The following is a 13512-nucleotide window of genomic DNA, read 5'->3' as shown; positions in this document are numbered from 1 at the left end:
CCGTTCTCCTTAGATAACGATCAGATCGGCCTGCAAGGCGCCGGCCTGTTTCAACGCTTCGAGAATGGCGACCAGGTCGCTGGGCGCAGCGCCCACCTGATTCACCGCTCTCACGATCTCGTCCAACGTGGTACCCGGACCGAACTTGAACATCGGCTTGGCCTCCTGCTTGGCCTTGACGGTCGACTGGGGGGTCACCACCGTCTGCCCACCCGACAAGGGATTGGGCTGGCTCACCTGGGGGTCCTCGCTGATGGTCACGGTCAGGCTGCCCTGGGTCACCGCCGCCGGCGAGACCTTGACGTTCTGGCCGATGACGATGGTCCCGGTGCGGGAGTTGACGATGACCTTGGCCACCGCCTGCCCCGGATCCACTTCCATGTTCTCCAGGATCGAGATGTAGTCGACGCGCTGGCTGGGATCCACCGGCGCCGTGACGCGAATCGATCCGGCATCAATAGCGGATGCAACACCCGCGCCAAGTGTCTCGTTGATCTTGTCGACGATGCGCTTGGCGGTGGTGAAGTCGCTGCGATTGAGGTCCAGCGTGATGCTGTTGCCCTGGTCGAAGCCGCTCGGCACCGGTCGCTCGACGGTGGCGCCATTGGGAATGCGCCCGGACGACGGAACGTTGACGGTAATCTTCGAGCCGTCGCGGCCTTCGGCGTCAAAACCACCCACCACCAGGTTGCCCTGGGCGATGGCGTAGATCTGGCCGTCGATCCCCTTGAGCGGCGAGAGCAGCAGGCTGCCGCCTCTCAGGCTCTTGGAGTTGCCGATGGAGGACACGGTGATGTCGATGGTCTGGCCGGGCTTGGCGAAGGCCGGCAGATCGGCATGGATGGATACCGCGGCGACATTCTTCAGCTGCGCGGTGGTACCCGGCGGCACCTTGATCCCGAACTGGGCCAGCATGTTGTTGAAGGTCTGCACGGTAAAGGGCGTCTGGGTGGTCTGGTCGCCGGTCCCAGGCAGACCCACCACCAGGCCGTAGCCGATCAGCTGGTTGGTCCGCACGCCCTGGATGCTGGCGATGTCCTTCAGCCGATCCGCCTGGGCCAGGGGCATCACCAGGGCCAGGGCGGCAGCGGCGATGAGGGTCTTGAACATGGCGCTCATCCTCAGAAGGGCATCAGCGGGCTGCCGAAGAACTGGCTCAGCCAGCCCGGCTGACTGGCATCGGCGAAGGCGCCGGTGCCCGAATAGGTGATCCGCGCATCGGCCACGCGGGTGGACGACACGGTGTTATCGGTGGCGATGTCATCGGCGCGGACCATGCCCTGGATGCGCATGAGTTCGTTGCCGGTATTTAGCGTCAGCCACTTCTCGCCGCGGACCACCAGGATGCCGTTGGGCAGTACCTCGGCGATGGTCACGGTCAGCGAGCCGGACAGGCTGTTGCCTTGGGCCGCCGTGGACTTGCCAGTGTTGGAGCGGTTGCCGGAGAAGCCGGCGTCCAGGCTCAGGTCGCCGTCGGCCAGGGGATTGGGGATCTTCGGCTTGGCACCGAACAGCGAGGTCAGCCCCAGGGTCGCCTTGCTGTTCTTGGCGACGTCGGAACTGGCGTTCTTGCTGGCCTGGGTCTTCTCCTGCAGGGTGACGGTGATGATGTCGCCCACGCGGAAGGCCTTGCGGTCGGTATAGAGATTCTGCTCGAACCCCGACTGGAAGATGGCGCCGTTGTTCTGCGCCGCCGGTACCGGCGTGCGCGGCAGCACCGGGGCGTAATAGGGATCGTCCGGCTTGGCGGCCGGGGCTACGCATCCTGCGAGTACGAGCGCTCCCAGGAGCGGGGCGACGGCGAACAGAGGTTTCATGGAGCGCTTCCTCACAGGGGATTAGAGCTGTTGACTGACGAAGCCGAGCATGTCGTCGGCCGCTTTGATGACCTTGGAATTCATCTCGTAGGCGCGCTGGGTGGTGATCATGTTCACCAGCTCCTCAACAGTGCTCACGTTGGAGTTTTCCAGGGTGCTCTGCAGGACGGTGCCCAGGCCGTTGAGGCCGGGGGTGCCGACCTGGGGCGCACCGCTGGAAGCGGTCTCGCTGAACAGGTTCTGGCCCACGGCCTGGAGACCGCCCGGGTTGACGAACTGGGCGATCTGCAGGTTGCCGATGACCTGGGGCGCGGCCTGGCCGGCGGTGGTGACCGACACGGTGCCGTCTTCGCCGACGGTAAAGGTCTTGGTATCGGCCGGCAGCACGATGGCGGGCTGCAGGGCGAAGCCGTTGGCGGTCACGAGCTGGCCATCGGCATTAAGGTGGAAGGTGCCGTCACGGGTGTAGTTGATGGTCCCGTCGGGCATGGTCACCTGGAAGAAACCGTCGCCGTTGATGGCCATGTCCAGCGGCTGGTCGGTGGTCTGCAGCGAACCCTCGGTGAAGTTCTTCTGGGTGCCGACGATGCGCACACCGGTACCCAGCTGTAGGCCGGAGGGCAGCTGGTTGTCCTGGGTGGACTGGGCACCCGGCTGGCGCCGGATCTGGTACAGCAGGTCCTGGAATTCGGCGCGGTCGCGCTTGAAGCCCGTGGTGGACACGTTGGCCAGGTTGTTGGAAATGGTGGTGAGGTTCATGTCCTGGGCGGACAGACCGGTCTTGGCGACCCACAGTGACGACATCATGATGGTATTCCTCGAAGTGCCGGTTTTACGTCGGCGCTAGCCTTGATCAGGAGAATTGCAAAACCTTTGCCAGCGCCGCGTCGTTGTCTTCGGCGCTGCGCATCATCTTCACCTGCAGCTCGAACTGGCGGGACAGCGACAGGATCGAGGTCATCTCTTCCGCCGCATTGACGTTGCTCGACTCGACGAAGCCGGACACCAGGGACACGTTGGCATCCATGGGCGGCGCCGCCTGGCCCTGCTTCATGTGCAGCAGGCCGTCGAGCCCCTTCTCCATCTGCTTGGTGTCGGGATTGACCAGCTTGATCCGATCGACCTGGGCCAGGGCGTTGGCCGCCTGGCCGGAGCCGCGTACGGTGATGCTGCCGTCCTGACCGATTTCCACCTTGGAAGCGGGCGGCACGGCGATGGGTCCGCCATTGCCGAGCACCGGCAAACCGCTGCCGGTCCGCAGCATGCCGAGGGGATCGATCTGCAGACTGGAGGTACGCACATAGGCCTCCTTGCCGGAGGGATCCTGGACCGCGACGAAGCCCGGGCCCTGGATGGCCACGTCCAGGTCACGCCCGGTTTCCTGCAGCGCGCCGGGGGTGAAGTCCGTCGCCGGCCGCTCGCTCATGGAGTAGACGCGCGACGGCATGGTCTCGCCGAACACCTGCATCGAGCGCGCCTGTTCGAGATCCTTGCGGAATCCCGAGGTCGAGACGTTGGCCAGGTTGTTGGCATGGGCGCGCTGGGCCATCTCGTTCTGGCTGGCGCCGGTCATGGCGACGTACAGCAGCTTGTCCATCTGATCCTCCGACGGCGGCAGATTGCCGCCAAGCTTGCGTTCGAAGGTTCTTTAGCAAGGCCCGTTCCAGAAAAAGAAAAACCAGCTGAATCAAAGGCTTGAAAATAAAAAAGCCTCCCGAGGGAGGCTTTTCCTGACGACTGAGTGGAAAGCCGTCAGAGAAACGACATCAACGCAGGTTGATGATGGTCTGGGTGATGGCGTTCTCGGTCTCGATGGTCTTGGCGTTCGCCTGGTAGTTGCGCTGCGCCACGATCATGTCGACCAGCTCGGTGGAGATGTCCACGTTGGAGGCTTCCAGCGCTCCGGACTGCAGGGCCCCCAGGGTGCCAGAGCGCGGCGTGCCCACCACTGGCTGACCCGACTCGGAAGATTCGGTCCAGGAGGTCTTGCCCATGGGCGTCAGCCCCTGGACGTTGGCGAAGTTCGCCAGCACGACCTGGCCCTGCACCTTGGACTGACCGTTGGTGTAGCGCGCGAAGATCTGGCCGGTATCGTCGATCTCCAGGCCGGACAGCTGGCCGGTGGTGTAGCCGTCCTGGTTGACGCTGGTCACGGCGAAGGCACTGCTGTACTGGGTCGAACCGCGCATGTCCAGGGTGATGCCGGCCGGGTTGGCCACGGCGCCGTTGGAGGCCCAAGTAGCCGGAGTGCCACCGTTGGAGATGGCCGGCACCCAGTTGTCCAGCTTGAGCACGCCCTCGAAAGCGTTGGTGCTGGCGTTGTTGACCTGCTTGAGATCGGTCGAGGCCACATTGGCACCGTCGAGCGCACCGCTGCTGGTGAACGGCAGGGTCACGGTGTAGGGCGTGGCGACCTTGGTGGTCGCATCTTCCTTCGTGGGGTCGCCCGGGTTGCGGCCGTCGATCAGCACGTTCATGGTCCAGGAGTTGTTCGCGCCCTTGACGAAATACTGCGACAGGACGTGGGCGTTGCCCTGGCTGTCGTAGATGTTCACCGAGGTCGAAGAGTTGTAGCTGGTCGGATCGGACGGGTTGAACGGGGTGGTGGTCGGCGTCGTCTGGGTCGAGTTCAGGTTGACCGTCTGCTTGATCGAGCTGGAAGCCTTGGGCGCCTGGCTGGCGGTCTCGATGCGCAGGTCGCTGCGCACGCCCGGCTGCAGCAGGCCCTGGTCGTTGGTGGTATAGCCCTGCAGCTTGTAGCCGTTGTTGTCGACGATATAGCCTTGCTTGTCGGTCCCGAAGTAACCGGCGCGGGTGTACTGGATAGCACCATTGTTGCTGGTAACGAAGAAGCCGTTGCCGTTGATGCCCATGTCCAGCGCGTTCTGCGTGGAGTCGATGGTGCCCTGGTTGAACAGCTGTCCGACGTTGCCCAAGAGCACGCCGCTACCCTGGGCATTCTTGCCGGTGCCCAGTACCGAGGCGGCATAGAGATCCTGGAACTCGGCCCGCGACTGCTTGAAGCCGACGGTGCTGGCGTTGGCGATGTTGTTGCCGGTGATGTTGAGGTCACTGGACGCGGCCTTGATGCCGCTCAAACCGATATTGAAAGACATGCTGGATTCCTCTCGTGTGCCGCGCCCTACTGGCCGACCGCCTGGACTTTGGAAATGCCGATGCTGCCGACGCCGGCAAGGTTGAGTGTCATTTCGCCGCCGTTCTGCCCCAGCGTCACGCTGTCGACGTTGGCCGGCAGACTGGTCTTCATGGCCGTGGTGGTGTCGTTCACGTTCGCCTGGGCCTCGAAGCGATAGGTGCCGGCATCCAGCTTCTTGCCGCTGGCATCGGTGCCATCCCAGGTGAAGTTCACCAGGCCGCTGGACTGCTGCCCCAGGTTCAGACGATTCACCTGGCTGCCCGCGTCGTTGTAGACGTTGACCCAGACGTTCGGACTGGACGCGGTCAGGTTGAGCGCGCCCTTGAAATCCGCGCTGGTGTCCACCTTGACCTTGTCGGTATCGACGATCACCTTGCGGCCGACCAGGGTGGACGCCTGCAGCGCCTGGGAAGACTGACTGCCGGAGAGGATCGAGCTGACACTGGTGTTGAGGTTAGTGATGCCCTCGACGGTACTGAACTGCGCCAGCTGCGCGATGAATTCGCCATTGCCCTGGGGCTCCAGCGGATTCTGGTTGTTCATCTGGGCGACCATCAGCTTGAGGAACTCGTCCTTGCCGAGCTTGCCGCCCTTCTGGCCATCGCTGGCGGTAGTCTCGGCGGTAGTGCCGGTCTTGTTGACGGAGTACTTGTCGAGCACCGATTGAGCGGTGGAATTGGTCGTGCTTATGGCCATGGCGCCGGTTCCTTACTGACCGAGGGTCAGTACCTTCTGCATCATCTGTTTGGCGGTATTCATCATTTCCGCATTGGTCTGGAAGGCGCGACTGGCCGAAATCATGTCGGCCATCTCCTCCACCACGTTCACGTTGGGGTAGTAGACGTAGCCGTCCTTGTCCGCCATGGGGTGATTGGGCTCATAGCGCTTCTGCACCTCGCTCTGGTCCTCGACGATGCCCTTGACCTCCACTCCAACCCCGGCCTGACCCTGGTCGTCGAACAGCGACGCGCCGCCCTGGGCGTCGTTGAGCTGGGCGGCGAACACCGGGTGCCGCGCCTTGTAGGTCTGGTCGACGCTGGAAGACACTGAATCGGCGTTGGCCATGTTGCTGGCCACGGTATTGAGGCGAACGTTCTGGGCGCTCATCCCGCTGCCGGCGATGTTGAACAGCGAACTCAGGGACATGGCTATTCTCCGCGCAGGGCCGACATCAGCCCCTTGAACTTGCTATTGAGCAGGGTGAAGCTGGCCTGGAAATTCATCGCGTTTTCGGCGTAGTTGGCCTGCTCGACCTGCGCATCCACGGTGTTCTGGTCCACCGATGGCTGAGTGGGGATGCGATATTTCAACGCCGAGTCGCCCATGCCCATGTCGAAGCCTTCAGCGGCGATATGGCGGCTGTTGGTGGTTTCCAGCTGATAGTGGCCGGAAGCCCCCGGCGCGCTCTTGGCCGCCTGCTCTGCCATCACGGCGCTGAAATCGAGATCCCGTGCCTTGTAGCCAGGGGTGTCGGCATTGGCGATGTTGTTGCCCAACACCTCGGCGCGCTGCGAACGAAAGTTCAGCGCCTGCTCGTGCAACCCGAGTGCCTTTTCGAAACTGATGCTCATGTCGAGAGACCTTTGACGTGGCTTGCAAGCGATTTAGCAAGCCCCGTGCCAGTCTCCAGCATCCATCTAAATCAAGGGTTTAGCGCAAGGTGGCAGTCAGAACGACGGCAAGCGGCAAGGTTTTTCCGCCGTCCTTGCCGGACCCCGAGGCGGGGGCGGCAAAACTTTGGCGCAAAAGAAAGGGCAGACCTGGGTCTGCCCTTGCGGTATCCATCGACCGGCCTACTTGGCCTTGTAGATGATGCCCGGATTGCACTGCACCATCTGATAGAGATCCGGCAGACCATTGAGGGCCTCGGAGGCGCCCAGGAACAGATAACCACCCGGCTTGAGAGTGCCGTGGATGCGCGTGAGGATGTCCTTCTTCACCTCGGCGGAAAAGTAGATCAGCACGTTACGGCAGAACACCATGTCGAATTTGCCGAGGCTGGCATAGCTGTCCAGCAGATTCAGCACGCGGAATTCGATGCGGCTGCGAATCGCCGGCTTGACCGCCCAGCGCCCCGGCTGCTGCACGTCGAAGTAGCGCTGCAGGCGCTCCTGGGACAGCCCTCGACCGATCGCCAGCGAATCGTACTCGCCGGACTTGGCCGCGGTGAGAATGGCGCCGGACAGGTCGGTCGCCACGATCTGCATGCCGCCACGCCCCTGCCCTGCCGCGCTGCGCTCGAATTCGTCCATGGTCATGGACAGCGAATAGGGTTCCTGACCCGAGGAGCAGGCCGCCGACCAGACCCGCAGGCGCTGGCCGAAAGTGTTCTTGGTCAACTCCGGCAGGAGGCGATTCTTGAGCACCTCGAAGGGATAGGTGTCGCGAAACCAGAGGGTTTCGTTGGTCGTCATCGCATCGATGACCTTTTCCCGCAACCCGCCACGGGGCTGCATCTGGATGCGCTGCACCAACTCCGACAACGTCTTGATCCCCTCGGTCTCCATCAGCTTGTTGAGCCGACTGGAGACGAGGTACTGCTTGTTGTCACCGAGCAGGATCCCGCTGGATTTCTCGAGGAAATCACGAAAAAGCACAAAATCCGCGTTGACTGCTGACACTGCCGCTCCGCCTTCTGGATACCGGGATAGAGACGCCTTCACCTAGTGACTGTCGACCGCGTTGATGCGCTCGGCTACCCGGGAGGCAAGATCATCGGGACGGAACTTGGCCAGGAAGTCGTCCGCACCGACCTTCTTGACCATCGCCTGATTGAAGACGCCGGACAAGGAGGTATGTAGCAGTATATGCACTTTCTGCATCCGCGAATCATGACGGATTTCCGCCGTCAGGGTGTAGCCATCCATTTCCGGCATCTCGATGTCGGAAATGATCATCAGCAATTCCTCTTCCGGACGCTTGCCTTCAGCGACCATGGCCTGGAGGTAATTCAACGCCTGGCGACCGTCGTTGAGGGAGATGACCTCTACCCCGACGGTTTCCAGGCAACGGCTCACCTGCTTGCGGGCCACCGAGGAGTCGTCGACGATCAGGACGCGCTTGGTGACGGCCTTGGCCTGTACCACTTCGCTGATGACGCCGGCCGATACGGTCTCGACGGACGGTGCGACTTCGGACAGGATCTTTTCCACGTCGATGATCTCGACGAGCTGGTTGTCGACCCGGGTGACGGCGGTCAGGTAGTGATCACGACCGGTGCCCTTGGGCGGCGGGTTGATGCCTTCCCAGTTCATGTTGACGATCCGTTCCACCGAGCGCACCAGGAAACCCTGCACCTTGGTGTTGTACTCGGTAATGATCACGAAGCAGTTGTTGATGTCCTCCAGCCCACGGCGACCGGTGGCCATGGCCAGGTCGATGATGGGAAAGGTGCCGCCGCGAATGCTGGCCACGCCCCGGACCACCGGACTCGACTTCGGCATCACGGTGAGTTTGGGGCATTGCAGCACCTCCTTCACCTTGAAGACGTTGATGCCATAGAGCTGCGAGCCGTCCAGGCGGAACAGCAGCAGTTCCAGACGGTTCTGGCCCACCAGTTGGGTACGTTGGTTGACCGCGTCCAATACACCAGCCATTTGGCGACTCCTCTCGTTGCCACGGACCGGTTGGAAAACTCGGCACAGGGCTTGCTTAGATGTGACTCATGAAGATCGAAGCGACGTGTTTCCGACCTATGAAGACCTCTTGCCGCTGGGCCGCGAATCTCTTGTTGATCCTGACATGCCTGGGCGGAAAGGCCTATGCAGAAGGCGACTACACCTCATCTGACGAACTTATCGGCGCTGTCGAAAGTTTTCTTGAGGAGCGCGTGCAGGAATATTTGCTGGAGACCAATTCCAACGCTCGCCATGAAACCCAGATCAACTCGCTGGATTCCCGCTTGCGCCTGGCTGCCTGCGACAAACCCCTGACGCTGTCGCAACAGGGCAACCCGGCGCCGGTGGGTCGGATCAACGTCAAGGTGCGCTGCGAGGGCGGCAGTCCCTGGACGGTATTCGTGCCCGCCCAGGTCAAGCTGTATCGGCCGGTGGTGGTCACGCTGCAGCCCCTTTTGCGCGGCACCGTGCTGGACAACCAGAACGTGGGGCTGGTGGAGCGCGATGTCGGCACCCTGACCCAGGGCTACCTGACCAGTCTGGAACAGGTGATAGGTACCCAGCTGAAGCGTCAGGTGGTCAGCGAGCAGGTCCTGGCGCCTTCCTTTATCGAGCAGGCCGAACTCATTCGCAAGGGCGAGCAGGTGGTCATCAATGCCCGCAGCGCCTCCTTCAGCATCCGCATGCAGGGCGAAGCCCTCAGCGCCGGCGCCAAGGACGAAGAAATCCGGGTCCGCAACCTCAGCTCCAACCGGGTCATCCACGGTCGGGTCGTCGATCAGGGCCAGGTGGAGGTAGCCCTTTAGCGCAGGAGCCAAAAGAGGTACCTTGAACGTCTGCTTCCTGAACCTCTGCGCGTCATCCTGTCGAAGGATGTGACGGGGCGCACAGGTCTACGGCTAAAGTTTCGGTCCACCACGCCGATAAGCCGGACATGCGAACGAGACGACACGAGGATCTCCACTCATGGCTCTAGATATCAATCGCCTGAATTCGTCCTCTACTGCGGGCATAGGCAATACCAAGGCTGCGTCCACCAAGGACGTGTCCACGGCTCAGACCAGCGACGTCAAGGCCACCAAGAGCACCGCCTCCGGCGAGTCGGTCAGCTTGAGCGCTGAAGCCAAGCAACTGAGCTCCCTGACGGCAGGGCTCAAGGATCTGCCGGTGGTCGACAGTGACAAGGTCAACCGCCTGAAACAGGCCATCGCCGATGGCTCCTACAAGGTCGACAGCCAGAAAGTGGCCGACAAACTGATGGCGTTCGAGTCCTGACGTCCGGTTCGGCATGGCCTTTCTGACGATCGCCACTAACGTTCGAAAGGAAACCGTGCCATGCCCAATGCCACCTTGCTCGAGATCACCCGTCACGACATCGACCTGAGCGAGCAGCTGCTGGCCCTGATCGAGCAGGAGTTCCAGGCCTTGAGCGAGCGTCAGCTCGATCGGCTGGAAGCCCTGTTGGGCACCAAGCAGATCCTGCTCAAGCAGCTCGACCAGCATGCCCAGCAGCGCACCGCCCTGCTCCAGGCCCACGGCCTGCGCGCGGATTTGCAGGGCCTGCAAGCCTTGGCCGCCCAGCAGTCCGATGGCGAAGAATTGCTGGCCCTCTCCAGTCAGCTCGCGCAGCTCATGGAGCAATGCAAGACCCGCAATGTCCGCAATGGCCAGATCATCCAGGCCAATCGTTTCGTGGTCGGCAAATTGCTGAATGTGCTGCAGGGTACCTCGGCGCCTACGCTGTACAACCGTCGCGGTGGCCAGACCGGCGGCGGCTATCAGCGTCCCCTGAGTTCGGCTTGAGCACGGACCTTCTCACGCCAACGCGTTTTTCGCTGTACAGATGGCGTTTAGCCAGTATTCTTGCTGACCGCTGTCTACAGGAGTTTCCAGGTGCAAGGCTCTTCCGCTAGCGACAATGCCGCTCAGCCACCCCAGGTCTATCGTTCCAAGGGCGAGATCCTGGCCTGTCTGCGGCCAGCGCAACAGCAGCACATTCCACTGCGGATCACCTTCAATCGCCAGGGGCAGCAATTCCAGAGCTTTGTCGTCGAGATCGACGAGGCCAAGGGGCTGATCGCGCTGGACGAATTCATTCCACGCGAGGCCGAACGCCTGCTCGAACAGGGCCAGTCGTTTCGGGTGGACAGCTTTCACGAAGGCATCAAGGTCACCTGGCAGATCGATCGGCCGGTCGAGTTCAGCGAACTGGATGGCAATCGCTGCTACTGGATCGGCCTGCCCACCGAACTCACCTATCATCAGCGGCGCAACGCCTACCGGGTCAAGTTGCTGCTGACACAGCCGGCGACGGCCGAGTTGAGTCAAGGCAACACCCAGATCCAGCTGCGGGGCCAACTGATCGACCTGTCGGCCACGGGCTGCAAGCTGCGCTTTCCCGGCAACGTCACCCATCTGCTGCAACCCGGGCAGCGGGTCCAGAGCTTTACCGCCGAGCTACCCATAGGCGCCATCAACACGCCGGTGACCATCCGTCACGTGGCGTGCCCGGACCGCCTGGAATACAGCGACGTAGGGGTCTGCTTTGACAACCTGAGCGGCGCGGCCCAACGCCAGATCGAGCGTTTCGTCTATCAGCTGCAGCGGGAAAACCGCCGGTTCGAGTGACCGACCGGGCGCCCGCGGCTGCTGGACGCCCTCCTTCACCGCTCAGGTCGCCTTGGGTTCAGGTGGAATCTGCGGGAACTCGATCTCTTCCTGCAGAGGTGCCCCTTCCTCGGCAGGTTCTTCCTCTACCACCGGCTCGGTGTGCATCTGCTCCTGCACGACCTGGCTGTCGACCCGCGGATCCAGGGCTGCTGCCAGCGGCGAGCTGGTCGACCCTTCGGGCATCTGCACGTGACTCAGCGGCGCCTCGTCGACCAGATGCTTGCCCGTGACCGCATCCGGACGGATGCGCCAGATCAGGATCCCGCCGCAGAGCACGACGAAGGCATAGAGCATATTGGGGCCGACCAGATTCATCAGGGCGCCCACCACCAGCGGACCGATACAGGCACCGATGCCAAAGGTCACCAGCAGCATGGCACTCAGGGATACCCGCCGCTCTCCTTCGATATGGTCATTGGACAGCGCCACCGCCAGGGGATAGAGCACGAATTGCAGCAGGCTGGCGATGAGGCCGAGGGGTAGCAGCACCACCGGCGGCACATGGGGCAGCACGGCCAGTGGCAGGGCGGCGAGGGTCAGGGCGATGGCGACCACCCGGATCAGCCAGCTGCGATCATGCCGATCCGAGAGCCAGCCGATCGGCCACTGGGCGATCAGGCCGGCGAAGATGCAGCAGGCCATGAACAGGCCGATGCGCTCGGTGGGCAGGCCCTGGGCGCTGGCATATAGCGGTGCCAGGCCATAGAAGGAGCCGATCACCAGCCCCGCGACCAGGGTCGTGGTCAGGGACTGCGGAATCCGCTGGATGAAGAAGGTGGGTTCCAGTGGCGCCGGTTTGAGCGGTGCCGGGTGGATCTTGCCGGTGACCGCCACCGGCACCAGGCACAGGGCATAGCAGATGGCGACCAGCATCAGCTTGTCGACGCCGAGATCGGGCGAGAGCACCAGCACTACCTGCCCCAGCGTCAGGCCGAGGTAGGAAGCGGTCATGTAGCCGGAAAAGACCTTGCCACGCTCGCCAGGGCCGGCCTGTTCGTTGAGCCAGCTCTCCAGCACCATGTACTGGCACATCATGCCCATGCCGATCAGCACCCTGAGCGCCAGCCACACCGGCAGCCAGGGCAGCAGGCCGATGCCCAGCACCGCGGCGCCGACCACCCCGGCGCAGGTCACATAGGCGCGGATATGGCCTACCTTGGCGATCAGCCGATGCCCCAACTTGCCGCCTATCACCAGTCCCGCGTAATAGGCGGCGGTCAGGGCGCCGACCCAGAGTCCCTGCACCTGATCGGCGGCCAGTCGCAGGCCGAGATAGGTACTCAGCAGACCGGTCCCGATCAACATCAACAGCGTCGCGAAATAGAGCCCGCGAAACGCCGACAGCACACGCACCATTGCCTACTCCATCGTCTCTTGCGCATCAGGCGAGCGCGACGGGATCAGCTTCGCCGTTGCGCCGCCAGCTGGGCATCCTCGCCCAGGCGTGGGTTGTAGTGGCCTGCACAGGCCTTCATCAGTACCTGCAGCACCGACAGATTACCTCTGACGCTACTGATCTTGGTGGGTACCTCGCCCTTCGGATAGCGCCGCACGGTGGGGAGTTCCACGCAGCGATAGCCCAATTTCGGTACCCGGTAGGACAGATAGGCCAGCAGCTCGTAGGTGGTGAACTCGTCGCGGAACGGTGCCACGCGCGGATCCAGCAGCATGGCCCGACTGTAGGCGCGGAAACCCTGGGTGGTGTCGGTCCAGTGGAAACCCGAGGCCAGGCTCAGCATGGGTGCATGGATGAAGCGAATGGCGAAGTCACGGGACTTGGGGGTGTTTTCCGCCACGCCGCCGGCCAGAAAGCGCGAGGCCTGGACGAAATCGTAACCCTGCTCGATGGCTTCGATGAACCGCGGGATGGCGTCTGGATCGTCCTTGTCGTTGCCGTCTATGGTCACGATGCCGGTGTAACCCTCGTCGAGCACGAAGGCATAGGCGCAGCGCAGCTGGGCGCTGAGCTTGCCCGGCGCGGTCTTGACCAGCAGCCCGCGGACGCCCAGCTCCTGCAGCCGTTGCGGCTCCAACGAGCCATCGGTGCTGCCGCCGTCGACGATGATGACATCGGCGATATCGGCGATCTTGACCGCCGCCATGCGCCGCAGAAGGTTGAGAATGCGCTCGCCTTCGTTGATGACCGGAATCACCACGCAGTGCGGGCGGCTACGGCCGTTCCAGAAGGTCGTCGAATAGCTGGGCACCTGCCAGAGGGCGCGCTCGGTGGCGGGAATTGCAGTAGTCATAG

16 protein-coding genes are annotated in these 13512 nt (G+C 62.8%); 4 read left to right on the top strand and 12 right to left on the bottom strand.

The window, feature by feature from the left end; translation table 11 throughout:
- Positions 1–9 precede the first annotated feature (9 nt).
- The 10 genes from EC839_RS02130 to EC839_RS02085 all read right to left on the bottom strand — a co-directional run bounded on the left by EC839_RS02130 (position 10) and on the right by EC839_RS02085 (position 8570).
- Positions 10–1110 (bottom strand): flagellar basal body P-ring protein FlgI, encoded by a 1101-nt coding sequence (locus tag EC839_RS02130; RefSeq protein ID WP_132832017.1) that lies wholly within the window; start codon positions 1108–1110, stop codon positions 10–12.
- A gap of 11 nt (positions 1111–1121) precedes the next feature.
- Entirely contained in the window at positions 1122–1817 is a 696-nt protein-coding gene (flgH, locus tag EC839_RS02125) for a flagellar basal body L-ring protein FlgH (RefSeq protein WP_027601645.1), read from the bottom strand.
- 21 nt (positions 1818–1838) lie between these two features.
- A complete protein-coding gene (flgG, locus tag EC839_RS02120; protein ID WP_027598031.1) occupies positions 1839–2624 on the bottom strand; it encodes a flagellar basal-body rod protein FlgG in 786 nt (261 codons plus the stop codon).
- 46 nt (positions 2625–2670) lie between these two features.
- The gene (locus EC839_RS02115; RefSeq protein ID WP_007160441.1) at positions 2671–3414 is read right to left on the bottom strand and encodes a flagellar basal body rod protein FlgF; all 744 of its coding nucleotides are present in this window, start codon (positions 3412–3414) and stop codon (positions 2671–2673) included.
- Positions 3415–3583: 169 nt separating this feature from the next.
- Positions 3584–4933: a flagellar hook protein FlgE gene (gene flgE, locus EC839_RS02110; protein ID WP_132832016.1), complete on the bottom strand. Its 1350-nt coding sequence runs from the start codon at positions 4931–4933 to the stop codon at positions 3584–3586.
- Positions 4934–4959: 26 nt separating this feature from the next.
- A complete protein-coding gene (locus tag EC839_RS02105; RefSeq protein ID WP_132832015.1) occupies positions 4960–5670 on the bottom strand; it encodes a flagellar hook assembly protein FlgD in 711 nt (236 codons plus the stop codon).
- A gap of 12 nt (positions 5671–5682) precedes the next feature.
- Positions 5683–6120, bottom strand: coding sequence for a flagellar basal body rod protein FlgC (gene flgC, locus EC839_RS02100; protein WP_027601641.1), 438 nt, complete (start codon positions 6118–6120; stop codon positions 5683–5685).
- Between the two features lie 2 nt (positions 6121–6122).
- Positions 6123–6545, bottom strand: coding sequence for a flagellar basal body rod protein FlgB (flgB, locus tag EC839_RS02095; protein ID WP_132832014.1), 423 nt, complete (start codon positions 6543–6545; stop codon positions 6123–6125).
- 222 nt (positions 6546–6767) lie between these two features.
- Complete coding sequence (gene cheR / locus EC839_RS02090; protein ID WP_132832013.1) at positions 6768–7595, bottom strand: protein-glutamate O-methyltransferase CheR; 828 nt, start codon at positions 7593–7595, stop codon at positions 6768–6770.
- A gap of 42 nt (positions 7596–7637) precedes the next feature.
- The gene (locus EC839_RS02085) at positions 7638–8570 is read right to left on the bottom strand and encodes a chemotaxis protein CheV (RefSeq protein ID WP_007160449.1); all 933 of its coding nucleotides are present in this window, start codon (positions 8568–8570) and stop codon (positions 7638–7640) included.
- A 98-nt stretch (positions 8571–8668) separates the two neighbouring features.
- Here EC839_RS02085 and flgA point away from each other — a divergent pair, with 98 nt between their 5' ends.
- From flgA to EC839_RS02065, 4 genes are all read left to right on the top strand, one after another.
- Positions 8669–9397, top strand: a complete 729-nt coding sequence (gene flgA / locus EC839_RS02080; protein WP_132832012.1) for a flagellar basal body P-ring formation chaperone FlgA — start codon at positions 8669–8671, stop codon at positions 9395–9397.
- 160 nt (positions 9398–9557) lie between these two features.
- Positions 9558–9866 (top strand): flagellar biosynthesis anti-sigma factor FlgM, encoded by a 309-nt coding sequence (gene flgM, locus EC839_RS02075; protein WP_132832011.1) that lies wholly within the window; start codon positions 9558–9560, stop codon positions 9864–9866.
- Positions 9867–9926: 60 nt separating this feature from the next.
- Positions 9927–10394 (top strand): flagella synthesis protein FlgN, encoded by a 468-nt coding sequence (locus EC839_RS02070; RefSeq protein ID WP_132832010.1) that lies wholly within the window; start codon positions 9927–9929, stop codon positions 10392–10394.
- A gap of 90 nt (positions 10395–10484) precedes the next feature.
- The gene (locus EC839_RS02065; RefSeq protein WP_132832009.1) at positions 10485–11219 is read left to right on the top strand and encodes a flagellar brake protein; all 735 of its coding nucleotides are present in this window, start codon (positions 10485–10487) and stop codon (positions 11217–11219) included.
- Positions 11220–11261: 42 nt separating this feature from the next.
- On the opposite strand, the gene EC839_RS02060 is transcribed toward EC839_RS02065, so the two are convergent.
- Together EC839_RS02060 and EC839_RS02055 are read right to left on the bottom strand one after the other, a co-directional pair.
- Positions 11262–12617 carry an MFS transporter gene (locus EC839_RS02060; protein WP_132832008.1) on the bottom strand — a complete coding sequence of 452 codons (1356 nt, stop codon included), beginning with the start codon at positions 12615–12617 and terminating at the stop codon, positions 11262–11264.
- A gap of 44 nt (positions 12618–12661) precedes the next feature.
- Positions 12662–13510 carry a glycosyltransferase family 2 protein gene (locus EC839_RS02055; RefSeq protein ID WP_132832007.1) on the bottom strand — a complete coding sequence of 283 codons (849 nt, stop codon included), beginning with the start codon at positions 13508–13510 and terminating at the stop codon, positions 12662–12664.
- Positions 13511–13512: the final 2 nt, after the last annotated feature.

Origin of the sequence: Pseudomonas sp. JUb52, assembly GCF_004341115.1 — a bacterium.
GTDB lineage: Bacteria > Pseudomonadota > Gammaproteobacteria > Pseudomonadales > Pseudomonadaceae > Chryseomonas > Chryseomonas oryzihabitans.
Note: the sequence above shows the minus strand (reverse complement) of the source record. Positions and strands in the feature narration are given on the sequence as shown.